The sequence below is a fragment of the Pseudomonas sp. MDT1-85 genome, from assembly GCF_054898065.1.
In genome coordinates, this window is record NZ_CM142715.1 from 1,885,614 (window position 1) to 1,909,390 (window position 23,777).

The following is a 23,777-nucleotide window of genomic DNA, read 5'->3' on the forward strand; positions in this document are numbered from 1 at the left end:
ATGCTCGCCCTCGGCAAACTGCTTGAACTGACCCTCGCCGGCCGCGAACCGGCGGAGAAGACTCAACTGACTGTCGAAGGCGTGCGGATGCGCTGGTTGAGCGAAGGTGCGCTGGAAGTCCGGCCACCTGAGGCTCGCGACAATGGCCTGGACCTGCTGCTCTCGGCGGGCATCCATGGCAACGAGACAGCGCCGATCGAGCTGCTCGATCGCCTGTTGCATGACATCGCCCGCGGTGACTTGAAGCCGTGCGCACGTATTCTGTTTCTGTTCGGCAACCCCGAGGCCATCCGCCGCGGCGAGCGTTTTATCGAGCAGGACGTCAATCGGCTGTTCAACGGCCGTCACGAACAAACCAGCGGTTCCGAGGCGTTACGCGCTTGTGAGCTGGAGCGGCTGGCGGCGACTTTCTTCAGCCTGCCGGACCGCAATCGCCTGCACTACGACCTGCACACGGCGATCCGTGGCTCGAAAATCGAGCAGTTCGCCTTGTACCCCTGGAAAGAAGGTCGTCAGCATTCACGCCTGGAACTGGCTCGCCTGCGCGCTGCCGGCATGGAAGCGGTGCTGCTGCAGAACAAACCCTCCATCGTCTTCAGCTCCTACACCTACGACAAGCTCGATGCCGAGTCCTTCACCCTGGAGCTGGGCAAGGCCCGGCCGTTCGGGCAGAACGACGGGGTCAACGTCGACCTTCTTGAAACCCGCCTGAAGCAGATCATCGAAGGCACCGAGCCGCCAATCACCGACGAAGGGCTGGATGGCTTGCAGTTGTTCAGCGTCGCGCGGGAAGTCATCAAGCACAGCGATAGCTTCCGCCTGAACCTGCCGGCGGATATCGAAAACTTTTCGGAGTTGAAAGTGGGGTATGTGCTGGCCGAGGATATCGCCAATACTCGCTGGGTCATCGAAGAGAAGGGCGCCCGGATCATCTTCCCGAACCCCAAGGTCAAGAACGGCCTGCGTGCCGGCATCCTGATCGTGCCGACTATCGACGAAAACCTCGCCTGACCCGGATCTCAGGCCAGACATAAAACCCATGTGGGAGCGAGCCTGCTCGCGATAGCGGTGTGTCCGTCAACACAGTCGTCGACTGACAATCCTCCATCGCGAGCAGGCTCGCTCCCACATTTGATTTGAGTGAAGCCAAAGACCTCACCCCAACCACAGACGTTGTGTTTTAGACGGCTACCGCGCGTGGCTCACTGCGACGCAACACGCGCATCTTGTGCAGCGTATCCGTACACGTCTTCGCCGCTTCCTGACCTTTATGCACGAAATGCTCGAAGAAGAACTTCTGATGTTCTTCGCCAGCATGGAAGTGGTGCGGGGTCAAAACCACCGAGAACACCGGCACTTCAGTTTCCAGCTGAACCTGCATCAGGCCGCTGATCACCGACTGGGCGACGAATTCGTGGCGATAGATGCCGCCGTCGACCACCAGGCCTGCTGCGACGATGCCGGCATAACGGCCGGACTTGGCCAGCAGTTTGGCGTGCAGCGGGATTTCAAAGGCGCCGCCGACCTCGAAGAAATCGATGTCCGACTCCTGATAACCCTGAGCAATCATTTCGGCGACGAAGCCTTTACGGCTCTGATCGACGATTTCCTTGTGCCAGCAGGCCTGGATGAACGCGACGCGCTCGCTCTGATGGTTTTTGCTTTTGCTATCGATTGCGGTGGGTTGCATGTTCTGACTCCTGTTTGTGTGAAAAACAGGGCGTTATGAATCGAATGGGATTTAAGGGTACGCAGGCACAAGTGCCTGCGTACGGCGCTTGGTACAGAGCCTAGGCGGCGCCAATCCCGTTCTCTCTTCATCCGGACTATGACCGTCGGCCCCGGGATCACACCGGGTCTGCTGACCTTGTCGTCATCACAGCCATTGCCGTGCCTGTCGTCAAGCGCTCGCGGGCTATGCGCATTGTGCGCAATTACCGCCGGTGGGGAGTTGCACCCCGCCCTGAGAACGTTTTGCCGCCAGATTGTTTGGCGGCGAAGCGTTTTTAACACATATTTATCACCTGTGCATTGCTGCTATCTGATAATTGTTATCGACTTTTTCGTTGGCATAACCAGCCTTTTCCTGGAACAAGGCTTGATTATTCGCCGACATGACCGCAGTAATTCCATTCCAAAAGGGGATTTCCCTGCTTACCGAGGCCAGATTCATGAGCGTTATCGATCTTCGCAGCGACACCGTCACCCAACCGACCGCAGGGATGCTCGACGCGATGGCCAATGCGGCCACCGGTGACGACGTTTATGGCGAAGATCCGACGGTCAATCGTCTGGAAGCCGAGCTTGCAAATCAGTTGGGTTTTGCCGAGGCCTTGTTTGTCCCGACGGGCACCATGAGCAACTTGCTGGGCCTGATGGCCCACTGCGATCGCGGTGACGAATACATTGTCGGACAACAGGCCCACACCTATAAGTACGAAGGTGGCGGCGCAGCAGTGCTCGGTTCGATCCAGCCGCAGCCGCTGGAAGTGCAGGCCGATGGTTCGCTGGACTTGGCGCAGGTCGCTGCCGCGATCAAACCGGATGACTTCCACTTCGCCCGCACCCGTTTGCTGGCGCTGGAAAACACCATGCAGGGCAAGGTTCTGCCGCTGGAGTACCTGGCCCAGGCTCGCCGTTTCACGCGTGAAAACGGTTTGGCGCTGCACCTGGATGGCGCACGGCTCTACAACGCGGCGGTCAAGTTGGGTGTCGACGCCCGGGAGATCACTCAGCATTTCGATTCGGTTTCGGTTTGCCTGTCCAAAGGCCTGGGCGCGCCAATCGGTTCGGTGCTGTGCGGCTCGGTCGAATTGATCGCCAAGGCGCGGCGTCTGCGCAAAATGGTCGGCGGCGGCATGCGCCAGGCCGGGATTCTCGCTGCAGCGGGGCTTTATGCACTGGACAACAACGTTCAGCGTCTGGCCGACGACCATGCCAACGCACAATTGCTGGCCGAAGGCCTGCGAGCGGCGGGTTATGAGGTCGAGCCGGTGCAGACCAATATGGTTTACGTGCAGATGGGCGACAAGGCCGAAGCGATCAAGGCCTACGCCGCGACACGCGGGATCAAGCTCAGCGCTGCCGGTCGTCTGCGAATGGTCACGCACATGGACGTCAGTCGTGCGCAAATCGAGCAAGTCGTCGCCACATTTGTCGACTTTTCTCATAACTGACCGTGTTAGCCGTCCAATTGACTGTTTGTAACGTACAAACACGCTGTACCTAGTCACTAACGCCGATATAATGCGGCCCTTTGCCGTCGCTTCGTCTGTTGACGTTTCGCACAGGCCTTTGGCCGCAGCCTCCGTGGAAGAACCTAATGAAAAGCGCAGAAATCCGTGAAGCCTTCCTTCGCTTCTTCGAAGAGCAAGGCCACACCCGTGTAGCCTCCAGCTCTTTGATTCCGGGCAACGACCCAACCCTGCTGTTCACTAACGCGGGGATGAACCAGTTCAAGGACTGCTTTCTGGGCCAGGAAAAGCGCGCGTACACCCGCGCTGTCAGCAGCCAGAAATGCGTGCGCGCCGGCGGCAAGCACAATGACCTGGAAAACGTCGGTTATACCGCCCGTCACCACACCTTCTTCGAAATGCTGGGTAACTTCAGCTTCGGTGATTATTTCAAGCGTGACGCCATCACCTACGCCTGGAACTTCCTGACCTCTGAGAAGTGGCTGAACCTGCCGAAAGAAAAGCTCTGGGTCACCGTCTACGCCAGCGATGACGAGGCGTACGACATCTGGACCAAAGACATCGGCGTGCCAGCCGAGCGCATGGTTCGCATCGGCGACAACAAGGGCGCGCGGTACGCTTCCGACAACTTCTGGACCATGGGCGATACCGGCCCGTGCGGTCCTTGCACCGAGATTTTCTATGATCACGGCGCCGACATCTGGGGTGGCCCACCAGGCTCGCCGGAAGAAGACGGCGACCGTTACATCGAAATCTGGAACAACGTGTTCATGCAGTTCAACCGCACCGCCGATGGCGTGTTGCACCCGCTGCCAGCGCCGTCGGTGGACACCGGCATGGGCCTGGAGCGGATCAGTGCCGTGCTGCAGCACGTTCACTCGAACTATGAAATCGACCTGTTCCAGAGCCTGCTGACCGCATCGGCCAAGGCCATCGGTTGCACCAACGACGCTCAGGCGTCGCTGAAAGTCGTGGCTGACCACATTCGTTCGTGCGGCTTCCTGGTTGCCGATGGCGTGCTGCCGTCCAACGAAGGTCGCGGTTATGTGCTGCGCCGAATCATTCGTCGCGCTTGCCGTCACGGCAACAAACTGGGTGCCAAGGGCAGCTTCTTCTATCAGATCGTTGCGGCCCTGGTCGCCGAGATGGGCGAAGCATTCCCTGAGCTGAAATCCCAACAGGCGCACATCGAGCGCGTCCTGAAAGCCGAGGAAGAGCAATTCGCCAAGACCCTGGAACAGGGCCTGAAGATCCTCGAGCAGGATCTGGCCGAACTCAAAGGTGACGTGGTGCCGGGCGATGTAGTGTTCAAGCTTTACGACACTTACGGCTTCCCGATGGACCTGACCGGCGACATCGCGCGTGAGCGCAGCCTGACCATCGACGAGGAAGGCTTCGAGCGCGAAATGGAAGCCCAGCGCGTCCGTGCTCGCTCCGCCAGCTCCTTCGGCATGGACTACAACAGCCTGGTCAAGGTTGATGTGGCCACCGAGTTCACCGGTTATCAGGCCACCAAGGGCGCGGCCAAAGTTGTGGCGCTCTATAAAGAAGGGCAATCGGTCGACGTATTAAGTGAAGGCGAAGAGGGCGTGGTCGTTCTCAATCAGACCCCGTTCTATGCTGAATCGGGCGGTCAGATTGGTGATTTCGGCTTCCTGCAGGCCGGTACTTCGCGCTTTGACGTGCGCGACACCACCAAAACCGGCGGCGCGTTCCTGCATCACGGTGTGTTGGCGTCGGGCAGCCTGATCGTGGGTGCTCCGGTGGAGACTCATGTCGATGCCGAAGTACGTCACGCGACTTCGCTGAACCACTCCGCCACGCACTTGCTGCACGCTGCATTACGCCAGGTACTGGGCGAACACGTTCAGCAGAAAGGCTCGTTGGTCGACAGTCAGCGTCTGCGCTTTGACTTCAGCCACTTCGAAGCGATCAAGCCTGAGCAATTGAAGGCGCTGGAAGACATCGTCAACGCCGAGATTCGCAAGAATTCCCTGGTTGAAACCGAAGAAACCGACATCGAAACCGCCAAGCAAAAAGGCGCCATGGCGCTGTTCGGCGAGAAGTATGGCGACAGTGTTCGCGTGCTGAGCATGGGCGGCGATTTCTCCGTCGAGCTGTGCGGCGGTATTCACGCCAACCGTACCGGCGACATCGGCCTGCTGAAAATCATCAGCGAAGGCGGTGTGGCCTCCGGTGTGCGTCGTATCGAAGCAGTGACCGGCGCAGCAGCGCTGGCCTACTTGAATGCGGCTGAAGAACAACTCAAGGAAGCGGCCAACCTGGTCAAGGGCAGCCGCGATAACCTGATCGACAAGCTGTCGGCTGTGCTGGAGCGCAACCGTCTGCTGGAGAAGCAACTCGAGCAGTTGCAGGCCAAAGCGGCCAGCGCGGCGGGCGACGATCTGTCGGCTTCTGCCCTGGACGTCAAAGGCGTGAAAGTGCTGGCCGTGCGTCTGGACGGTCAGGACGGCAAAGCGCTGCTGGCGCTGGTCGATCAATTGAAAAACAAACTCGGCCGCGCAGTGATCCTGCTCGGCAGTGTCCATGAGGAAAAGGTCGTCCTGGTTGCAGGCGTGACCAAAGACCTGACTGGCCAACTCAAAGCCGGTGATTTGATGAAACAGGCTGCTGCGGCAGTGGGCGGGAAGGGTGGTGGTCGTCCAGACATGGCGCAGGGCGGTGGTATTGACGCTGGCGCACTGGATGCCGCATTGGCCCTGACTGTTCCATTTGTAGAGCAGGGTTTATAAGGCAGTGTGCCTGGCCCGCGGTCTAGTGGCGGGCCAGAACGCTGTTTGAGTGATTATTGGGCGCCCTTCATGGGCAGAGGCGGCTTTGAAATGGCTTTGATCGTACAGAAATTTGGAGGCACCTCAGTCGGCACTGTCGAGAGAATCGAGCAGGTCGCCGACAAGGTTAAGAAATTCCGCGATGCGGGCGATGACCTGGTGGTTGTGCTGTCTGCAATGAGCGGCGAAACCAACCGTCTGATCGATCTGGCCAAGCAAATCAGTGGCGACGGCCAGCCGGTTCCTCGTGAGCTGGATGTGATCGTCTCCACCGGTGAGCAGGTGACGATTGCACTGTTGGCCATGGCGCTGATCAAGCGTGGCGTGCCAGCGGTGTCGTACACCGGCAATCAGGTACGGATTCTGACGGATAGCGCGCACAATAAAGCGCGTATCTTGCAGATTGATGACCAGAAGATCCGCGGCGACCTGAAGGCCGGTCGTGTGGTGGTGGTCGCCGGTTTCCAGGGCGTCGACGAGCACGGCAATATCACCACGCTCGGTCGTGGCGGTTCCGACACCACCGGCGTGGCGCTGGCGGCAGCCCTGAAGGCTGACGAATGCCAGATCTACACCGACGTCGACGGCGTCTACACCACCGACCCGCGTGTGGTGTCCGTGGCTCAGCGCCTGGACAAGATCACCTTTGAAGAGATGCTGGAGATGGCCAGCCTCGGTTCCAAGGTGTTGCAGATCCGTGCGGTGGAATTCGCCGGCAAGTACAACGTTCCGCTGCGCGTACTGCACAGCTTCAAGGAGGGTCCGGGCACCCTCATTACTATTGATGAAGAGGAAACCATGGAGCAGCCGATCATTTCCGGCATCGCTTTCAACCGCGATGAAGCCAAGCTGACCATCCGTGGCGTGCCAGACACCCCGGGCGTGGCGTTCAAGATTCTCGGCCCGATCAGTGCCGCGAACATCGAAGTCGACATGATCGTGCAGAACGTTGCGCACGATAACACCACCGACTTCACCTTCACCGTGCACCGCAACGACTACCAGGCGGCGCAAACCGTGCTGGAAAACACCGCTCGCGAGATCGGTGCCCGTGAAGTCGTTGGCGACACCAAGATTGCCAAGGTCTCGATCGTCGGCGTAGGCATGCGCTCCCACGCAGGTGTGGCCAGCCGTATGTTCGAATCCCTGGCGAAAGAGAGCATCAATATCCAGATGATCTCGACCTCGGAAATCAAGGTGTCCGTGGTGATCGAAGAGAAGTACCTGGAACTGGCTGTGCGCGCTCTGCACACGGCTTTCGAACTGGATGCGCCGGTCCGACAGGGCGAGTAATGCGTTTCCCCAAGGGCGCGGTCTGACCGCGCCCTTCGTTTTTTTGAATGGCGCGTACCAAAACTGTTCTTTTGCTCGCGCTAGTCAATACTCAGGCATGTAGGGCTGCGATCGTTCTGGTTGTAGGTCGAATGCCTTTTTTTTGCAGACTGTTGTCCCTGAAATGAAATGCGTGAGGAGAAAGGTATGCTGATTCTGACTCGTCGGTGCGCAGAAAGCCTGATTATTGGTGATGGCGAAATCACTGTGACCGTGCTCGGCGTTAAAGGAAATCAAGTGCGTATCGGTGTCAACGCCCCGAAAGAGGTTGCTGTGCATCGTGAGGAAATTTACCTGCGTATAAAGAAAGAGAAGGACGAAGAACCAAGCCATTAATTTTTATCGTTTTTTATGTTTGCAAACGGGGAAAAGGTTGGTTAAGATACGCCCCGTGTTGCGGAGAGCTGGCCGAGTGGCCGAAGGCGCTCCCCTGCTAAGGGAGTACACCTCAAAAGGGTGTCGGGGGTTCGAATCCCCCGTTCTCCGCCATTATTTGCGTAGTACGTTGTAATCTGGCTTCTTCGGTAAGTTGTTGAAATTACTAGAAAAAGTGCTTTACAAAAAGATTCAACGGCCTATAATGCGCGGCAACAAATGCACTCGTAGCTCAGCTGGATAGAGTACTCGGCTACGAACCGAGCGGTCACAGGTTCGAATCCTGTCGAGTGCACCATTTAAGAGTTGTTTTCAGTAATGTGAATAACTTGGCTTCAACCAGTTGTGATCTGGTATAAAAACACAAATGCACTCGTAGCTCAGCTGGATAGAGTACTCGGCTACGAACCGAGCGGTCACAGGTTCGAATCCTGTCGAGTGCACCAAACACCAAAAAGCCCGCGTTTAACGCGGGCTTTTTGCCGTCTGCGATTTGGCTTTTCCTTTGGTACAACCTTTCTCATCGAATTCGATATGAGCACTGCGCCCTCGCTTGTTGTCGTAGCGGTAGTTGGTGGCTGAATTGCGGGTGCTGATCTTGTCGGGTTTGCCGAGAGCGCTTTCGACGTCCTGTTGACTCATGCCGGCAACGACCCGCTGATTGATGATTGCTATGCGGCGTTCCTTCGCGCTGAGCAGGTCTCCACATTTGCCCTCGGACTGACCAACGATCGTCGGCTCTCTCCTTTGATTTTTCATACCTGATGTTTCGCGAAGCTCGGCTTCTGGCATCAGGGGCATCGCGCTGCCTGGCAGGAACGTGCGTACGTCCTGAAATGAGAGGCTTTCTCCAGTCGTACAGCTCAAGGTCGTGAAGGTGATGTGCCCATTGGCGGCTTCGCACCGGTGAACGGTCGTGGCGAGCGCCTGGGGCGGCAGGTACAGCAGGGCGGCAAGCAAATAGTAATGAGCATTCGATGGCATTCGACGTCCTCCATGACGGTCTCCATCAAGGGTAGTCATTACATTTTCAGGCCGCTGTGTGTTTTCTTTTCAGGATAAGTCGTCGCAGTTTCATGGATCAGGACAACGCTCAGGTTTGTCTCGCAAGCACTTGTTTCAGCCGCGATTTTTTAACGTTTAAAACCGTCAGGCGGTGTTATCATTGCGCCCGTCAGCCCCGCCGGGGCTTGTGGAATACCTCCATGGACTTACCCAGTAGTTACTTACCCCGTTTTTACAATCATGAATTGACTGATTGATCCTTCCGGCGTGCCCCGCTGCTGGGAGTGGAGTTCGCCTATGTCTGAAGTTGAAGTAAAGAAAACGCAGGAAAGCTTGCAGGACCGCCTCGCTCAAGTCGTTGAGCTGCTGCAGCGCCAGCGGGTGGTCGAAGACCTGACTCATCGCCAGGAAGGTCCGCATCACGACCGGGTCGAGAACCTGGTTCACCGGCAAAACCTCGTCGAGTTGCAACGCAAGCTCGATGATCTGCACTCCGCCGACGTTGCCTACATCCTTGAAGCCTTGCCCCTGGACGATCGCCTGACGGTCTGGCAATTGGTCAAGGCTGATCGCGACGGCGACATTCTGCTCGAAGTATCCGATTCTGTTCGTGAAACCCTGATCGCCGACATGGACGATCACGAGCTCCTGGCAGCGGCCAAGGACATGGATGCCGACGAACTCGCTGACCTGGCCTCCGAGCTGCCGCGAGACGTCGTCCACGAGCTGATGGAAACCCTCGATGGTCAACAGCGTGAGCGCGTCCGCTCCGCGTTGTCCTATGACGAGGAGCAGGTCGGTGCGCTGATGGACTTCGAGATGGTGACCATCCGTGAGGATGTCAGTCTCGAAGTGGTTTTGCGTTACCTACGCCGTCTCAAAGAGCTGCCGGGCCACACCGACAAACTGTTCGTGGTCGATTACGACGGCGTGCTCAAGGGGGTGTTGCCGATCAAGCGTCTGCTGGTCAACGACCCGGAAAAGCAAGTGTCGGAAGTTATGGCCAGCGACCCGGTGAGTTTTCATCCCGACGAAGACGCTTACGAGGCCGCTCAAGCATTCGAACGTTACGACTTGATCTCGGCCCCCGTGGTCGACAAGAACGGCAAACTGATCGGTCGTCTGACCATCGATGAAATGGTCGACCTGATTCGTGAAGAGAGCGAAAACGAAGTTCTCAACATGGCGGGTTTGCGTGAAGAAGAAGATATTTTCGCGTCAGTCTGGAAATCCCTGCGCAACCGTTGGGCCTGGCTGGCGGTGAACCTGATCACCGCGTTCATTGCATCCCGGGTGATCGGCTTGTTCGAAGGCTCTATCGAGAAACTGGTAGCGCTTGCGGCATTGATGCCGATCGTTGCCGGTATCGGTGGCAACTCGGGTAACCAGACGATCACCATGATCGTTCGGGCCATGGCGCTGGACCAGGTCAGTACCGGCAATACGTCGCGGCTGATGCGCAAGGAGTTGGCGGTCGGCTTGATCAATGGTTTGGTCTGGGGCGGCGTGATTGGTGTGGTGGCCTATCTGCTTTATGGCAGTTGGTCCTTGGGCGTGGTGATGACCGCCGCCATGACGCTTAACCTGTTGCTTGCGGCATTGATGGGGGTTTTGATTCCGATGACCCTGGTGCGGCTTGGGCGCGACCCGGCAATGGGTGCCAGTGTGATGATCACTGCCATGACTGACAGTGGCGGCTTTTTCATCTTCCTCGGGTTGGCGACGATTTTCTTGCTCTGACGTTCTGCTTCAAAAAACAACCCGCCTGATCGGCGGGTTTTTTTTAGCCAAATTTCAGGCAAAAAAAAGCCAGCAATTACGCTGGCTTGAGCTTTCGGGATGAATCAGGAAGCGTCTGCGGCCATTTCGGCGTCATGGGCGATCAACGAAACAAGAGCGTTTTGCTGACGGTGGGAGAGTTGGCGGAAGCGTTGCAGGAGTTCGCGTTCGTGCAATGACAGCTCGGGGCTGTCCAGGCGCATGCTCAATTCTTCACCCAACGCGCCTTCCTGAATAAGACTCTGCTCAAGGCGCGCGATGATTTCGGAGTTCATGCTGCGATGATGATTGCGAGCCACCTCGGCAATGCGTTCACGCATCCCGTCTGGCAGACGTACGACGAACTTGTCAGCCGTACGGCTGGAATAAATTGCCTGTTTCAATGGGCGCATATATTTAACCGGTTAGTTCAGGGGAGCGGTTCTCGGGATAGGCCGCAGGATGTCAGATAGGACAAGCACTGCGGCCAAATGTTCAACCTGAATTGATAGAGGCGCGCATAATGCCTCAAATTAGCCAGATCATTGGCGTCAATTCTGTGACAAATATTGATCTGGGTAAAGGCTTAATGCCAGCACCTATTATCAGAAATGCGGACTGGTTTGAAAATAATCCATGAGTCCGTATTGCTGAACCGCGTCCTCTTGCCCGACAGGTGATGCCCGAAGACGCCTGAAGGTGCATGCTATGCGGATTCGATCCTTGTTCCTTACCTTATACAGGATAGTGGCAAATGGCCGATTTACTAGTGTGGGTGCGTGGCGGGGGATGATTTCAGGATGGGTGGCAGGCTGATTTATTTAATGGGGCCTTCGGGATCCGGCAAGGACAGCCTCATCGAAGCTGCTCGCGGGCTGTTGCGCGCAGGCAATTGTGACGTCGTGCGCCGTGTTATCACACGCTCGGCGGAATCCGGGGGTGAAGATGCCATCGAGGTTTCCCACGCAGAGTTCGAACGACGCAGAGCCAAAGGGGACTTTGCTTTGTCGTGGCAAGCCAATGGGCTGGATTACGGTATTCCTGTGCGCATAGACCAATGGCTCGCGGACGGTCGCGATGTGTTGATCAACGGTTCGCGCGGGCATCTGGCAGAAGCGCAACAGCGCTATCCCACGCTATTGCCGGTGCTATTAACGGTCAAGGATGAAGCTCTGCGCGAGCGCCTGTTACGGCGGGGGCGTGAGAGCCCGGCAGAAATTGAAGCGAGGCTGCGCCGAAATGCGCTGTTTATGGCTGATGATTCAATCGGTGATATGCAGATCCGCCGACTCGATAACTCCGGCGACCTTGCTGACACCGTCGCCAATTTTCTGAAGTTGCTGAGCCTCAGCGCAAAACCGGATCGAACTTGATCTTGCGCCCGGCGATCAGCGCAAGTACGAAAAGTGCACCGAACACGCAGCAGGCAATAAGGGGCAGGGTGACACCCGTGTCCTCGACCAATGACAGATGAAGGATGCCACTCAGTAAAGCGAGGATGAAAAATCCTGCGGCTGATTTGGACATGCTGTGCTCCTGATGGGGTGATTCAAAATACCAAGCGTTCGAAAGACTGTGTGCGCAGCTGGATAGTCTCTTGGCTCACCTCTTGGCCGACAACACTGGGTTGATCATGCGTGACTGCCAATTGAGGCGTTTTTTGTAGTTGCAGGTAATGAGGTATGCGTTGAGCAATTGTCGTAGCATCGTTTTCGGGGAAGAAATGAAAACCCAGCAGAACCGCCAAAGCGACCGCGTTCGCGACTAACAAAGCGCTGTTCATGGGGCTGATCTCCTGTGTTCTGTGAGAACAGTCGAAGCAGCCCGCATGCCAAAAGTTTAACGGCTATTAAATCCTTTAAAAACAACGAATTAAGATATTTTTGCAAAATGGCTGCATTGCATTTTGCAATGATGGCATTTTGAAGTGATGCAATTTGCACGGTAAACAAAGCCACGCTACCGTGAGGCGTCTGCCTACACTTAAAAAGCCCTACGGACGACATGACAAAAGCGGGCCTGCCCGTTAACATGCACGCCGTCCATCGCTCCGCATTCCTTGTGGGCGACTTGTGTCTCAGTAGCTCAATTGGATAGAGCATCCCCCTCCTAAGGGGAAGGTTGGCAGTTCGAACCTGCCCTGGGACACCATATAATTCAACGCTTACAGCCTGATTCTTGTTTGCCGAGAGAAAGCTGTGACAGCAGGGTGACAGCAACGAGCTTCGTAATCTGGCGATTGGGAGCTGTCCTCTGGCGTTTTACTCCTCTCAGTCATCGAGCCTTTGAGCCATTCGCGCTCAGCGATAGGCGCGTCTTCGGTTTCCACTCTTACCATTCATTCTTTTTGCACGATGCTTTGCCGTCGCGTTGCCACGTATCTATCTGGGTACCCGTCCAATTGAACTCGCTGCTCCCCATGCCCCATTTGGGCTACTAAGCCCGCGACTTGATTGAGTCGCAGCGGGGAAGGGAGGAGCCCGACAGCAGAGTGGCATGAGGACTGGGCGCTGTAACACCTATCGAAAGCGTAACATGCTGCCTATAGGAGTAAACAAACACGTGTTACATCAATAAAATCTATATATATCAATGGGATGCGTGGTTCTGTAACGCGTGTAACACCCGTAACGTCACTTTGGTCCTGTGGTGAGGAGGCAGCTTCGTTGCTAGACGGAGACGGTGGCTAAGCGCTTTGCGAAGCGAAGACTTGGGGTGGGGTCAATCAAATGCCTGACACGGGTGTGCTCTTGACGGTGAGCCCTTGCGGAACTGGGGCTATTGGTAAGGTATGCAGCGCTGTACCTCCAGCTGAAGTGGCTCCCCGTTTGTACGCGTCATGTCAAATCGGTAGAAGATTTCCATCTCTGTGTCTGTAAGCAGGTCTCTGCCGGTGAAGCCTTTCAGGAACCGCTTCACCAATACATGAGGCCGGACACGCAGCCCTAAACCTTGCAGATGAATCAGCAACCCCACTGCATCGCTGGCAGTGACGCCCGCAGAGCCGAGTACCTCGTCATCAGGCCTACTGGGTTTCCAATAGATGGTCGGCTGGGAGACTGTAGGGTTCCATATAAAACGTGGCTTGCAGGCTGGAAACCGGACGTCCAGCCGGGAGCTCACTAGGGGCTACTTCAACCTATGTCGTGTGGCATGGGGCGCAGCAGAAGTAGCAGCCGTTAATCCTTACATCTGTCCATATCGTTCGAGCTTCAGCAACGGCGCCTGTGCAAGTGAGATGGCTTCCTAGGGAAATCTGGTTTTCCAACAGCGGCATAAAAATACAGCCAGCTGTCGTGTTGTGTACTTCGTGGTCGCCGTTTGGTTGCTGATTTTGATTGATGATAAACGACTGCATTCGTAAGGCCTCGCTTCCATATGGCAGGTTGGTTATGACCCAGAATCGGTTACGCCAACGAGCGTCACGATTCCAGTTAGGACAATAGCACCCAGCAGGAGTGGAGGTTAGCTTGGGCAAGCTAGAACGCAACTGGTTACCCGTGTGGCGCCGGGGCCCCTGGAGACTTCCTTACCGTACGGGGTCGGAAACCCGCGAGATCTTGTTAGCGGTAGTTTCCCCAGCTTACTGAAATTTCAACGTTGAAATTGAAAGGATCTTGAAGAAAAAAGGGCATCGTTACCGTGTTGGTAAAGATGCCCCTTTGTGTTGCTGATAACGCACGCATGGCGTTCGTCAACCGAGTCAACTCCGTCAACCTGTCAACCAACTTCAAAAATCCAGCCGCTAACACGAACGCGCGGGTTCTCTGCCCCGTGTCTATCCGAAATGCCCAGGGTCCCCAGCGACATTTGATTCATAGTGCAAACGCACTGGTGAACAGCAGTTCACCCGGTTCACCTGTTCACTAAGCTGGGCACTTTTCCGCTAACACGATGACGCGGGTTTCCGACCCCGTATGTGCTTCATTGTCTCAGGGGCCCCGGCACCTGCTGGGATCTCCTCGCTGATGGAACACATGCATATGGGGAGCGGGGGGAGGCACCTCTCAAATGTCGTGTTACTCATGTTACTGGTGTAACGAAATCTACTAACTGGCTGAATTTAAAGGATAAAAGTGTCGTAACACAGCGTTGGAGCCTAATGTATGTGCCGTGTTACCCGTGCGGATTGGTGTAACGCATCTAGGCAATCGGCAGTGCCTAAGAAAGCGCAGAGCCAAAGGTCTGCTGTCGGCCAAGAGCTGCCGGTCGCAACAGGCGATTTCCGTACTGAAGTAGTCAACCGTCTATCAATCTCGCGGAGCCTGGCCAGTCAAATTTCCAATGCTCGCGAGAAAAACTCTGGTATCCCGATTGGACCGCAGACAGACCACGCGGCAAGTGGATGGCGCAGTCGCCACGAGTTGCTGCATCTTTGCTCGCGCTGATTTTTTCGTCCGCCACATGAATCTAAAAAACTCCGGCAGATTCGCCAGCAGTTCGGGGCAGTTCTCCGGCAAGTCAGGCCGAGACCGACCGCGCTGGAGCAGCGTTCTGAGCATTACGCGCCAGAATCGAAGCGTCGCCGAACGATCAATCCATATCAAAAGATCTGCGCGGGCCACCCGATTGTCCCAAGTGGCTGAATGGCCACCTTCGAATATCCAGCGTTCACGGGCCTCGATCTCGCGACAAAGATGCGTCTTCTCGCCCCAGCTCCGTTCGACCCACCCTGGCTGCCAGTGGATAGTGTCGATATGAATGATCGGTAAGCCCGTAAGCTGGCCAAGCTTACGCGCCAAAGTGCTTTTACCAGACCCGGGTTGCCCAACAATCATCACCCGCAGCATCGAAGCTCCTTCTCGCTATGCAAGCTGATTTTTTGGGGTGGCGATTTTACGTCAATGCCAGTCTCCGTCAACAACAAGCGGTCAGCGTGATGCTTCCGGCCAAAAGACGTTCATCCAAGGACTTCTTCCGGCCCAGAGTGTGTAAAAACGCTGTCTTTCGCGAAACTTTACAAATCTATGATGTACTGTCGGTCGCTAGGACTAGATCGGTTCCAAAGGGATGAAAATGACATTGACTGTCGAAAGGTTGGTCAGGATAGCAATGGCCAATCCAATAAACACTGAAATCACCTCACGTTTACCTTCACTCGGTTTGAATCAATGCATGCTCACTGCGGGTTGCCTGTTCCAAGCCGTCTGGAATCATCAGTCACAACTGCCGCCAGCTTGGGGGGTGAAGGATTACGACGTTTTTTACTTCGACAACGATCTGTCTTGGGAGGCCGAGAATGAGGTCATCAACTCAGCTCAGCGTCTCTTCCAAGACCTCGAAGTTAACGTTGAGATCAAGAATCAGGCTCGCGTTCACATGTGGTACAGCCAGCGGTTTGACGGCGATTATCCTCAGCTTCAGTCGGCTAAAGACGGGATTGATCGCTACCTAATTTCCGGTACCTGCATTGGTTTGGATGTTGAAACTGGCGAAATCTATGCTCCCAACGGCCTGGCCGACATAGAGCAAGGGCTACTTCGTATCAATCCAAAGAATCCCAAGCCAGATCTGTTCGATCAAAAGGCGAAAAGTTATCAAGCTCGCTGGCCTTGGCTCAGGATCGTAGAAACCCAAAGTTGAATCGGACGCGCGGAGTATGCCGATGAGGCAATTTATTGGAGATGAGAGCCGATTGCTACCTGTCACGACGGGCTGCAATCGGCCAGAAGCGGACGTTCAGCTGCAGTCAGTAGACGAACTGAGCAGCCGGTCAAACGCGTCTATCAAATCTGCAGTTATTCAGTGTTCGAAGAGATAAAGCATCGTTTGATCCAAACCTATGCAAGTTATACCCTGCGAGCGAAACCCAGAGAGGGTGAATTAATAGCTAATTTGTCCAGAAGGAGAGCGGGATGGACGGTAGCAGAGTGCATTATGATGCGGTGCGGCGTGCGTTGGAAAACGGAAATGCGGCGATAATGGTTGGAGCTGGATTCAGTAGGAATGCTGAGAATGGTGACCAGCTGGCCACATGGTACCAGGTGGCCCAAGAGTTATGGCGAGAACTAAATCCTGATAAGGGTGAGCTGAAAGAATTCTCCACCAGTATGGTCGCCCAGTTGGGTGAACAATATGCGAGAGTGTTCTCTAAGCCAGCCCTTGAGGATTTGTTAAAACGTCTCATCCCAGATGATAGAGTTAGTCCGGGAGTCCTGCACAAAAAGCTCTTGGCACTCCAGTGGTGTGAAGTTTTTACAACTAATTATGATACCTTGCTTGAACGTGCGTCTGAAAATATTGTAGATCACGCCCATTATGTGGTTACCTGTAGGGAAGATATCCCTCAGTCGAAAATGTTGAACCGTAGACGAATTGTCAAGCTTCATGGTTCGTTTCCATCGCAACGTCCTTTTATATTTACCGAAGAGGACTATCGGCGCTATCCTCATCAATCCGCTCCATTTGTTAATTTAGTGCGACAATCAATATTAGAAAATATTTTTTGCTTGATAGGCTTCTCGGGTGACGATCCCAATTTTTTACATTGGATTGGATGGGTAAGAGATGTGCTCGATCATCACGCTCTACCTATTTATTTATTTTTAGGAAGTGCTCCAACTCTAGGGCAACAACGACTACTAGAAGCGCGCCGCGTTACACCTGTGGTGCTACCTATGGCGGAAGGAATAGAAGAATCTGATTATGCAGCCAGATATAGTGAGCTTTTCAGGATATTGAAAGAGCCACTTTATGCGGATCAAAAGTCCTGGGGGGGATTTGCCAATAACGTCGCGCTACCTACCAGCTCCTCGGTCACAAATAACGAAAAGCTAGACTATGTATTGATGAGTTATTTAGATCTGCGGCAAGCAAGAACTAGTTATCCTGCGTGGTTTGTTGCTCCAAGAGATGTTAGGCAAAAATTTTCATCAAGTGTCTCGCGAATCTCAAGGTATCTTTACTCTAAGGAACTCCAAAATTATATAGTCCAATCTATGCCGCATGTTGGTGTGGCCATAATGGCGGATTATGCGTGGCATAATGAAGTTCTACTGCAATGCTTTGATGATGGATTGGCTGATTTTTCTATCAGGCTTTTATCAGAAACTGAGGGTGTGAGCTTTCAATACGCAGTCGCAGAGCACCAGGGTCTAAATGAGTTTTCTATACAGTCGCAATCTTCCTTCAACGAAAAATGGAAAGAAGTCGCAGTTAGTTTAGTTCGCTGGGCTAGGCAGGAGTTGAGGCAGGATGAATATGAAAATCTGCGTGAAAAGCTTCTAAATAAATTCGCCAGTGATTTGCATTTGAAGGACGAGCTGATTTATGAAGATGTGCTGTTGGCTCTTTACAAGGGGGATCGCGATGTAGCTCAAAACATCCTTATGAACTGGGAGATTCGATCTCCCGACGGTTATATGTATGTTCGTAAAGGGATGTTGCTTGGTGAAGTTGGCGATGTTTCGATCGGGCTAACAATCAGCCTAGTTGGGCTAAAGAAAATAAGAAAAAATCAGCGGTCGAAAACGAGCTCAGTATATTATCTTTCCCAGGAAGCGTGGGCTTGTTTAACTATTAGCTATTTACAGCAAACTCTAGCGTGGTCAATTAACCTTCGGGAAGAAGAGGGCGAATTGGAGTTTGAGTTTAACCCTGATGAATTGAATCAGCGTTTGGCAGATTTAGCGGCGATTGATCATGATGTTGTCCAAGAGCTTCAGTTGCTAATGGCTGACCTCAATGCGGAGACCCCTCCCCCGTCGCAACCCGTTAGCCGTATTCCTCTATTCGAACTGGGAAGTTACTCCACGACGCGACATGTCGGGAACTCCAGTACATTCGATAAAAAAACTGATGCAGCTTTTGCGTGGCTTTCATTAAGTGATCGTGTTTCCCTTGTCCCCCGTGTAGGTAATACTACTTTCGACATAAGTGCTTTTAGCCAAGCTGCTTGGTGGGTGCAGTATGTTGATTCAATGGAACGCGTACTAAGTGTAATGATCCGTACCTTAAACAAAAAAATGCTTGAACCAAGATCACATAATCAACTGATGCATTCAGCAGGATGGCTGTCTCGTTACCAAGTTGCTCGGGTTAAAGAGAGTCTTGCGAACTCGATTTGTGATCGATCCTTGAGTTTGGTTGAACGCTTTTTTGAAAGTTCACATGACGATGATGAGCTTGCTAGGATTGCAGTGTTTCATCTTGAGCTGGTTGGGCGACTTGTTATTCGGCTGACTGACTCAGAATCAGTCTACTTGTTTGGTGAGCGTATCGTAACGCTACATCATGGCAAGGTAATAGGTCGATATAGTGAGATATGGAAAAGTTTGGCAGTATGCATGGCCAGATGTTTTGAGAATTTAACTCCTATTGATAGAGGGAGGTTGGCGAGGTTAATTGCAACGATTCCTTCTTTGACGCATGATGCATCAATTAGGAGTATTTATCAGAATAGCTGGGTCATGTTTCATAATATAAAAAAGCGCTCTGATGATCTAGCTGTTGATTGTGTTTCGGTCGAGATTAGAAAAGATATCGATGAGCTGATCTTGATTTTGAAAGATTCTGGCGTGAATGATGCTGGCCCCTACTCAAATTTGACTGGCATATGGCAGCGACTGTTTTGGATGAGAGAATGGGGCTTTATAAATGAGCTGCAGGCGCAGGAGATTTATGCGCTTTTAATCAACAAGAAAAGTTGGTCGATTATACCGGGACACCATTTTTGGGCGCCTTTGTTATGGATGACTGACTCGATAAAAGCTCAAAATATCGCCTTTAGAAAATGGTTGTTCGATCAAAAACTCAAGCCTTTTAGAGTTGTTTCAGATGATGAAAAAAATCATCCCGAAAAACGAGTCTCTTGGCGGCTAGGCGTGAATGATGATTTTTTTGTGAATGTGGCGGCTTCGCTGGAAAGATCGAAGTGGTCCAAAAAAGATTTTATAAAAAGTCTCCTTGTCGTAAAGGAGTGGTGGGATAATGAGTGGTTTTTGATTAAACAGAATATAGAAAGGGTCAATGAGCTTATAGAAATGACGGCTGTGCGCCTTATTGATTTAGATACAATCGTTGCCAGGTTTATTGATGATCATGGTTACGAAGAATTTTACAAGTCCGAGGTTTTTTCATGGGTGTCCAATGTGCGGGCAGAATCTTCTGTAGTCGGCGCTGAGTTTGTACGCACTAGAATCGCTGAGATTTTCAGTCAGGCAAAAAATGATGATTTAGTTGAAGTGGAGAAGGAGTTAATAGCGGGGCTGCTTTGCTCTGATGTTTCTCGCGCCAATAAGGTGCTATCGGCACTATGGTATTGGCTAAAACATCCTAAATCTTCAAAATTTTCCCCGCCCGCTGCACTGATAGCAACTATTGTTGCCATTATTTCAACTCGTCGAATGCCTGTTCTTTTTAGAGTTATGGACTTAATGGCGCAGTTGGTGGTGCGTCACCCAGATTGGCTTCATGGTAGCTCATACACGATGCTTGGAAATGGTTTAAATATGATGCTTGAGGAGGTCAGATATGACAATCGGCCAAATGGTACAGGAATACCTGATGAGGTGGTTCCTGAACTACGACTTGGATGTATAAGATTAGCTAAAGCTCTAGAGCACAACGATAATAACGAAATAAAAACTGTCGCTGGAATGTGGGTGGGTCAAGCAAGTTCTGATCCTCTCCCTGAGCTTAGGTATTTTAATGAGTAAGTAAGTTTATTTAATAGAGGCGATTGGTCTGCTAATTCTGTTTAATGACCATTTTTTGAATGGCTTCTTTTGGCCGGAAGCAGTTTCTAGATGAACGTCCGCTTCTGGCCCAGGCTCAGCCTGGGCCGAAAGCGGCCTTTGGCTTTTGCAATGAAAGCGGTTTCTTCTGCGTTTCATAGCCAATTCTGAGCTCACGCTCCGATCAGTTCAAGTGTGCACTGATCGCTGAATTTGCATGCAGCCATCATCACGACGATTACTAATAGGCGAGCTGTTCTGATAGGTTATTACGCCCACAAGGATTTTTGACAGGAGGTCATCATGGCTAAGCCAGCAGCGCGTAAGAGTGATCCATACAGTTGTCCGTTGCCGGGGCACGGTACCAATCCCATCGCGACAGGCTCTCCCGACGTGTTCTTCGACGGCCTTTCCGCAGCGCATCAGGGCGACACCTGCACCTGCGGCAGTGCGCTGTCATCAGGATTATCTTCGACTGTGTTCATCAACGGCAAGAATGCCGCAACCATCGACACGGGTGGCACCCACGGTGGCATCGTAGTTGGCGGGTCGGGGACGGTGATAATCGGCGATAGCCATACACCCTGCGACTTCGTTCCTCCCACGCCGTTGGCGGGTTACGCGCGCTGGATCGGCTTCAGATTTCCCGCTGACGAAAGCTATGAGGGCTTATCGTGCACCGCGCATTTCGAGGATGGCTCATCACTGCCTGGTGTATTCGATAAAGACAACGCAGTTAAGTTTTCAAATCCGTCCGGTAAGACATGCGTGATGCTCAAACTCGAAGACGAGGCGCCTACGGCTTCCTCGTCGCTTACCGAGAGCTTTTTGAACAGAATATTAGGATAAGGACCATCCTATGACAGAGCCGTATCTCGTAACCGGTAGCTATGTCGTTCAGCGTGAGCATGCCTTACAAGATTCTCCGCTCGACAGGGCGTTAGAGCTGATGGAGGGCACTGCGCTGAGATTCTCTCTAGACGCGATCTCTGACGAAAAAATCAGGGCGAGCTATCTGAAAAACATAAAGCGCATGTCACAGCAGACGCTGGACGATGTGAAAGCCGGGAAAATCACGGCGCGAGAGGGCGTGCAGTTCAGTAATGAAATGCGAAACAAGATCTTGATGGAGCACCGCAAGGTTACCTCTGCGCAGGGCTTGGCTGTCGTACAGCGAAAGAAGGCCGATGGCAGGACGCTTCAAGCACTTTTTGATCGTTACTCCAAGGATCTTTTCCAAAAAAGCTATGACAGCCTTTCCCCGGCGGAACAGAACAAGGTTCATTACACGATATTGGAGGCAGCAGGGCGAGACAATTCCAAGTTTACAAACGGCACTAAAAAAATGCAGCTGATGGGCAAGCTGGGCATTTTGGTTACCGCCGCTCTCGCTACTTATCAAATTCTGAATGCTGAAAACAAGATAAAGGAAACGGCGCGTCAAGGCCTCATAGTGGGCGGCGGTGCGGCGGGCGGTCTTCTGGCCGGACTTGGAGTCAGCGCTCTCTGTGGCCCAGGCGCTCCGATCTGTGCATTTGCCGTTGTTATCGTGGGGACTATTGCCGGGGGCGTCGCAGGCGGAACGGTAGCGGACTCTCTCGATGAGGAATTAGAGGAGTTTTCGCATTGGGACATTCTTTGAGTCAGCCTGAGTTGACAAAAATCAGAGTCGCACTCTCGGATCCGTTCAATGATTTTCCGATTGATTACGACTATATAGCGTGGCAGGTGAGAGGTGTTGATCCTCAAACCCTCTACGAGATCCTTTACTCCGAAGTTGCGCCTGTGTGCTACTCCAATATTGCGGCGGCCCTGCCAACGGTATGGACAGGCTTCGATCCTGACTCCCTCAATACCATGATTGAAGAAAGGCTCGCAGCCAGGAGAAACAATTGGTTTCGTAGGCAGTTCGATAAGCTGCTCGTCCGTTGGTTGGAATATAACTACAGGTATATCTGGAAAGAAATCGGCGATAGGTTATGAGCTTTCAGTGAGAAATTTGATTTTTTGACTTGAAGCTACCAACAAAAAGGGCCCGTCAGGGCCCTTTTTCAGATGAAGCGATTTACTTCTTCAGCCAACTCTCAACTACATCGGAGCCGTGCTTGGTTTTCCACTCTTTCAGCGTCTTGTGATTACCGCTTTTGGTCTCTACGACTTCGCCGGTGTGCGGATTTTTGTAAGTCTTCAGCTCGCGAGGCTTACGAGTGCCGGGCGTTGCAGCCGAAACTGGACCGCGCTTGGTGCTCTGTGGATCTAGCAAATTGATGATGTGCTTAAGGCTGAAGCCATACTGGTCCAGCAGTCCACGGAGCTTGGTCTCGAACTCGATTTCTTTCTTCAGAGCAGCATCGCCTTTCAGTGCTTCCAGAGTTTGGAGCTGCTCGGCCAAGTGTTTTTCCAGCTGACGGTATTCGGCAAGTTTGGACATTGGAGTTTCCTGAGATGTGTTTTGAGGATGTCTATCTGAATAGTATTACAGCATACAAGTTCAGCGTTATCGTCGGCCTTTTAACTTGCTCTCGACGTAGCTCATTTCATCCTTGATCAATTTGACTGTGAGTGACTGGACCCTCGTGGTTTTTCCGGTTTTGATGTCCACGATTTTCAGCAATGCGGTCAAATGGTTTTTGCGCGCCTTCAAGGTGTCGGTCCAGCTCGCGCTGCTCTGTATCTGAGTGATCATGTTCTTTATCCTGGCGGGGTTCTAAACAGCCCACGTGCGTAGGCTGTTTTAGGTGACTCAGCGCGTTACAACGAGAGAACGTCTTGCACGGTGTACTTGTAGGAACGCTCCGCCAAATCACTGCTACTCCAGTTGCCGAATCTTTCACCTTCCTCAGGAAGCACCAACTTCCTGAGACTAATTTGATCGCCATCAACTAGGTTAATGGCCGCCCAGAGCTTTCCTCCCATGTCCAGCAATGCTTGAGCTTTTTCGTTCCACTGTTCCTCTAACACCGTCCGCGCCAGATACAGTGCTTTTCTTTCGATGGCTTTATGTTCCTTTTGAGCCTCGGCGATATATTGATCGACGGTGGCCAGCTCGTGCTCCAGTGCGGTCATGATCAGGTGTTGTCGACGATTGTGCTCGGTCGCAGACGCGAGGTTTTTCGCAGCCTTTTGCGCTTCTGCGTTGGCGTTCTTTTCGCCCTCGGTGTCGCCCCATGCCACGGCTTGAGCATAAGCAGTTGCTGCATCGGTTTCGGCTTGCCGTGCTTTCGCCAAGTCTTCGGCTGCTTGCTGCCGGATCTGTTCTAAACGGGCACTGAGGCTATCCCGCTTTTCGTTGAGTTCTTGCTCGTCCGCTTTCCAATTCGCCATTGAGTCGGTGTAACCCGCCATTAAGGTTTCGTGATTGGCGAGATTCTCGCGTCGAGTAATCTTGTTGCTCATGATGCTGGCATGATGCATTCGAGAGTCGTAAGGGATTTTCAGGGTGTTGTACTGTTTCCGTATTTCATATGCTTGATCAGCATCCATGACTTCGTCGCCCTCCAATAGCGCTTCCAGCGGAGCTATCTCGGCATACAGGTGTTCAGCTTCACTCAGGTATTTATCCCGCTCGACTTTCAGTTTTTCGATCTCGTTCAGCAGCTGCTGTTTCTTTTCGCAATGGCCGATCGTTTCACTGCCGTCCGGCACAA

General features: G+C 53.1%; 22 protein-coding genes, 4 tRNA genes and 1 riboswitch. Of the genes, 16 read left to right on the top strand and 10 right to left on the bottom strand.

The window, feature by feature from the left end; all coding sequences use genetic code 11:
* A complete protein-coding gene (gene astE, locus ACYZT2_RS08535) occupies nt 1-1,011 on the top strand; it encodes a succinylglutamate desuccinylase (protein ID WP_461971445.1) in 1,011 nt (336 codons plus the stop codon).
* Between the two features lie 169 nt (nt 1,012-1,180).
* Here astE and ACYZT2_RS08540 read toward each other — a convergent pair whose 3' ends face one another.
* Nucleotides 1,181-1,690, bottom strand: a complete 510-nt coding sequence (locus ACYZT2_RS08540; RefSeq protein ID WP_461971446.1) for a 6,7-dimethyl-8-ribityllumazine synthase — start codon at nt 1,688-1,690, stop codon at nt 1,181-1,183.
* A 114-nt stretch (nt 1,691-1,804) separates the two neighbouring features.
* Nucleotides 1,805-1,975: riboswitch (FMN riboswitch) on the bottom strand.
* Between the two features lie 45 nt (nt 1,976-2,020).
* Entirely contained in the window at nt 2,021-2,173 is a 153-nt protein-coding gene (locus ACYZT2_RS08545) for a hypothetical protein (RefSeq protein ID WP_461971447.1), read from the bottom strand.
* Between ACYZT2_RS08545 and ltaE the strand changes: the two genes are divergently transcribed.
* From ltaE to ACYZT2_RS08580, 7 genes are all read left to right on the top strand, one after another.
* A complete protein-coding gene (gene ltaE, locus ACYZT2_RS08550) occupies nt 2,172-3,176 on the top strand; it encodes a low-specificity L-threonine aldolase (RefSeq protein ID WP_461971448.1) in 1,005 nt (334 codons plus the stop codon). The two genes, ACYZT2_RS08545 and ltaE, sit on opposite strands and share 2 nt — an antisense overlap.
* 146 nt (nt 3,177-3,322) lie before the next feature.
* Nucleotides 3,323-5,947, top strand: a complete 2,625-nt coding sequence (gene alaS / locus ACYZT2_RS08555) for an alanine--tRNA ligase (RefSeq protein ID WP_461971449.1) — start codon at nt 3,323-3,325, stop codon at nt 5,945-5,947.
* 90 nt (nt 5,948-6,037) lie between these two features.
* Entirely contained in the window at nt 6,038-7,279 is a 1,242-nt protein-coding gene (locus tag ACYZT2_RS08560; protein ID WP_310659601.1) for an aspartate kinase, read from the top strand.
* A 186-nt stretch (nt 7,280-7,465) separates the two neighbouring features.
* The gene (gene csrA, locus ACYZT2_RS08565; RefSeq protein WP_002554426.1) at nt 7,466-7,654 is read left to right on the top strand and encodes a carbon storage regulator CsrA; all 189 of its coding nucleotides are present in this window, start codon (nt 7,466-7,468) and stop codon (nt 7,652-7,654) included.
* A gap of 62 nt (nt 7,655-7,716) precedes the next feature.
* Nucleotides 7,717-7,807 (top strand) — tRNA-Ser (locus ACYZT2_RS08570).
* Between the two features lie 107 nt (nt 7,808-7,914).
* Nucleotides 7,915-7,991 (top strand) — tRNA-Arg (locus tag ACYZT2_RS08575).
* Between the two features lie 71 nt (nt 7,992-8,062).
* Nucleotides 8,063-8,139, top strand: a tRNA-Arg gene (locus tag ACYZT2_RS08580).
* 19 nt (nt 8,140-8,158) lie between these two features.
* Here the strand turns inward: ACYZT2_RS08580 and ACYZT2_RS08585 are convergent.
* Nucleotides 8,159-8,677: a cell envelope protein SmpA gene (locus ACYZT2_RS08585; RefSeq protein ID WP_461971450.1), complete on the bottom strand. Its 519-nt coding sequence runs from the start codon at nt 8,675-8,677 to the stop codon at nt 8,159-8,161.
* Between the two features lie 318 nt (nt 8,678-8,995).
* On the opposite strand from ACYZT2_RS08585, the gene mgtE reads away from it, so the two are divergent.
* Complete coding sequence (gene mgtE, locus ACYZT2_RS08590) at nt 8,996-10,438, top strand: magnesium transporter (protein WP_461971451.1); 1,443 nt, start codon at nt 8,996-8,998, stop codon at nt 10,436-10,438.
* Between the two features lie 104 nt (nt 10,439-10,542).
* On the opposite strand, the gene ACYZT2_RS08595 is transcribed toward mgtE, so the two are convergent.
* Nucleotides 10,543-10,869 carry an Arc family DNA-binding protein gene (locus tag ACYZT2_RS08595; protein ID WP_003178899.1) on the bottom strand — a complete coding sequence of 109 codons (327 nt, stop codon included), beginning with the start codon at nt 10,867-10,869 and terminating at the stop codon, nt 10,543-10,545.
* A 387-nt stretch (nt 10,870-11,256) separates the two neighbouring features.
* Here ACYZT2_RS08595 and phnN point away from each other — a divergent pair, with 387 nt between their 5' ends.
* On the top strand, nt 11,257-11,829 hold the full coding sequence (gene phnN, locus ACYZT2_RS08600; protein WP_461971452.1) for a phosphonate metabolism protein/1,5-bisphosphokinase (PRPP-forming) PhnN: 573 nt from the start codon (nt 11,257-11,259) through the stop codon (nt 11,827-11,829).
* Here phnN and ACYZT2_RS08605 read toward each other — a convergent pair.
* Both ACYZT2_RS08605 and ACYZT2_RS08610 read right to left on the bottom strand, forming a co-directional pair.
* Nucleotides 11,804-11,983, bottom strand: a complete 180-nt coding sequence (locus ACYZT2_RS08605; protein ID WP_461971453.1) for a PA3371 family protein — start codon at nt 11,981-11,983, stop codon at nt 11,804-11,806. The genes phnN and ACYZT2_RS08605 overlap by 26 nt on opposite strands.
* Before the next feature lie 22 nt (nt 11,984-12,005).
* Nucleotides 12,006-12,239: a hypothetical protein gene (locus tag ACYZT2_RS08610; protein WP_461971454.1), complete on the bottom strand. Its 234-nt coding sequence runs from the start codon at nt 12,237-12,239 to the stop codon at nt 12,006-12,008.
* Between the two features lie 291 nt (nt 12,240-12,530).
* Between ACYZT2_RS08610 and ACYZT2_RS08615 the strand changes: the two genes are divergently transcribed.
* Nucleotides 12,531-12,607 (top strand) — tRNA-Arg (locus ACYZT2_RS08615).
* Between the two features lie 2,099 nt (nt 12,608-14,706).
* Here ACYZT2_RS08615 and ACYZT2_RS08620 read toward each other — a convergent pair.
* Nucleotides 14,707-15,246 (bottom strand): P-loop NTPase family protein, encoded by a 540-nt coding sequence (locus tag ACYZT2_RS08620; RefSeq protein ID WP_461971455.1) that lies wholly within the window; start codon nt 15,244-15,246, stop codon nt 14,707-14,709.
* 262 nt (nt 15,247-15,508) lie between these two features.
* Here ACYZT2_RS08620 and ACYZT2_RS08625 point away from each other — a divergent pair, with 262 nt between their 5' ends.
* The 5 genes from ACYZT2_RS08625 to ACYZT2_RS08645 all read left to right on the top strand — a co-directional run bounded on the left by ACYZT2_RS08625 (nt 15,509) and on the right by ACYZT2_RS08645 (nt 22,113).
* Nucleotides 15,509-16,039 (top strand): nucleotidyltransferase family protein, encoded by a 531-nt coding sequence (locus ACYZT2_RS08625; RefSeq protein WP_461971456.1) that lies wholly within the window; start codon nt 15,509-15,511, stop codon nt 16,037-16,039.
* A 272-nt stretch (nt 16,040-16,311) separates the two neighbouring features.
* Nucleotides 16,312-20,112, top strand: a complete 3,801-nt coding sequence (locus ACYZT2_RS08630; RefSeq protein ID WP_461971457.1) for an SIR2 family NAD-dependent protein deacylase — start codon at nt 16,312-16,314, stop codon at nt 20,110-20,112.
* Nucleotides 20,113-20,433: 321 nt separating this feature from the next.
* On the top strand, nt 20,434-20,979 hold the full coding sequence (locus ACYZT2_RS08635; RefSeq protein WP_461971458.1) for a PAAR domain-containing protein: 546 nt from the start codon (nt 20,434-20,436) through the stop codon (nt 20,977-20,979).
* 10 nt (nt 20,980-20,989) lie between these two features.
* Nucleotides 20,990-21,772, top strand: coding sequence for a hypothetical protein (locus ACYZT2_RS08640; RefSeq protein WP_461971459.1), 783 nt, complete (start codon nt 20,990-20,992; stop codon nt 21,770-21,772).
* Nucleotides 21,757-22,113, top strand: a complete 357-nt coding sequence (locus ACYZT2_RS08645; protein WP_461971460.1) for a DUF7079 family protein — start codon at nt 21,757-21,759, stop codon at nt 22,111-22,113. The genes ACYZT2_RS08640 and ACYZT2_RS08645 overlap by 16 nt, the downstream gene beginning before the upstream one ends.
* 82 nt (nt 22,114-22,195) lie before the next feature.
* Here ACYZT2_RS08645 and ACYZT2_RS08650 read toward each other — a convergent pair whose 3' ends face one another.
* The 3 genes from ACYZT2_RS08650 to ACYZT2_RS08660 form a co-directional block, all read right to left on the bottom strand.
* A complete protein-coding gene (locus tag ACYZT2_RS08650) occupies nt 22,196-22,561 on the bottom strand; it encodes a histone-like nucleoid-structuring protein, MvaT/MvaU family (RefSeq protein ID WP_461971461.1) in 366 nt (121 codons plus the stop codon).
* A 66-nt stretch (nt 22,562-22,627) separates the two neighbouring features.
* Entirely contained in the window at nt 22,628-22,816 is a 189-nt protein-coding gene (locus ACYZT2_RS08655) for a hypothetical protein (RefSeq protein ID WP_461971462.1), read from the bottom strand.
* 65 nt (nt 22,817-22,881) lie between these two features.
* Nucleotides 22,882-23,724 carry a chromosome segregation protein SMC gene (locus tag ACYZT2_RS08660; RefSeq protein WP_461973037.1) on the bottom strand — a complete coding sequence of 281 codons (843 nt, stop codon included), beginning with the start codon at nt 23,722-23,724 and terminating at the stop codon, nt 22,882-22,884.
* Between the last annotated feature and the right edge of the window lie 53 nt (nt 23,725-23,777).

Coding starts and splice junctions, on each gene's coding strand:
- astE (WP_461971445.1), top strand. CDS start 1: ATGCTCGCCCTCGGCAAACTGCTTGAACTGACCCTCGCCGGCCGCGAA.
- ACYZT2_RS08540 (WP_461971446.1), bottom strand. CDS start 1,690: ATGCAACCCACCGCAATCGATAGCAAAAGCAAAAACCATCAGAGCGAG.
- ltaE (WP_461971448.1), top strand. CDS start 2,172: ATGAGCGTTATCGATCTTCGCAGCGACACCGTCACCCAACCGACCGCA.
- ACYZT2_RS08545 (WP_461971447.1), bottom strand. CDS start 2,173: ATGAATCTGGCCTCGGTAAGCAGGGAAATCCCCTTTTGGAATGGAATT.
- alaS (WP_461971449.1), top strand. CDS start 3,323: ATGAAAAGCGCAGAAATCCGTGAAGCCTTCCTTCGCTTCTTCGAAGAG.
- ACYZT2_RS08560 (WP_310659601.1), top strand. CDS start 6,038: ATGGCTTTGATCGTACAGAAATTTGGAGGCACCTCAGTCGGCACTGTC.
- csrA (WP_002554426.1), top strand. CDS start 7,466: ATGCTGATTCTGACTCGTCGGTGCGCAGAAAGCCTGATTATTGGTGAT.
- ACYZT2_RS08585 (WP_461971450.1), bottom strand. CDS start 8,677: ATGCCATCGAATGCTCATTACTATTTGCTTGCCGCCCTGCTGTACCTG.
- mgtE (WP_461971451.1), top strand. CDS start 8,996: ATGTCTGAAGTTGAAGTAAAGAAAACGCAGGAAAGCTTGCAGGACCGC.
- ACYZT2_RS08595 (WP_003178899.1), bottom strand. CDS start 10,869: ATGCGCCCATTGAAACAGGCAATTTATTCCAGCCGTACGGCTGACAAG.
- phnN (WP_461971452.1), top strand. CDS start 11,257: ATGGGTGGCAGGCTGATTTATTTAATGGGGCCTTCGGGATCCGGCAAG.
- ACYZT2_RS08605 (WP_461971453.1), bottom strand. CDS start 11,983: ATGTCCAAATCAGCCGCAGGATTTTTCATCCTCGCTTTACTGAGTGGC.
- ACYZT2_RS08610 (WP_461971454.1), bottom strand. CDS start 12,239: ATGAACAGCGCTTTGTTAGTCGCGAACGCGGTCGCTTTGGCGGTTCTG.
- ACYZT2_RS08620 (WP_461971455.1), bottom strand. CDS start 15,246: ATGCTGCGGGTGATGATTGTTGGGCAACCCGGGTCTGGTAAAAGCACT.
- ACYZT2_RS08625 (WP_461971456.1), top strand. CDS start 15,509: ATGGCCAATCCAATAAACACTGAAATCACCTCACGTTTACCTTCACTC.
- ACYZT2_RS08630 (WP_461971457.1), top strand. CDS start 16,312: ATGGACGGTAGCAGAGTGCATTATGATGCGGTGCGGCGTGCGTTGGAA.
- ACYZT2_RS08635 (WP_461971458.1), top strand. CDS start 20,434: ATGGCTAAGCCAGCAGCGCGTAAGAGTGATCCATACAGTTGTCCGTTG.
- ACYZT2_RS08640 (WP_461971459.1), top strand. CDS start 20,990: ATGACAGAGCCGTATCTCGTAACCGGTAGCTATGTCGTTCAGCGTGAG.
- ACYZT2_RS08650 (WP_461971461.1), bottom strand. CDS start 22,561: ATGTCCAAACTTGCCGAATACCGTCAGCTGGAAAAACACTTGGCCGAG.
- ACYZT2_RS08655 (WP_461971462.1), bottom strand. CDS start 22,816: ATGATCACTCAGATACAGAGCAGCGCGAGCTGGACCGACACCTTGAAG.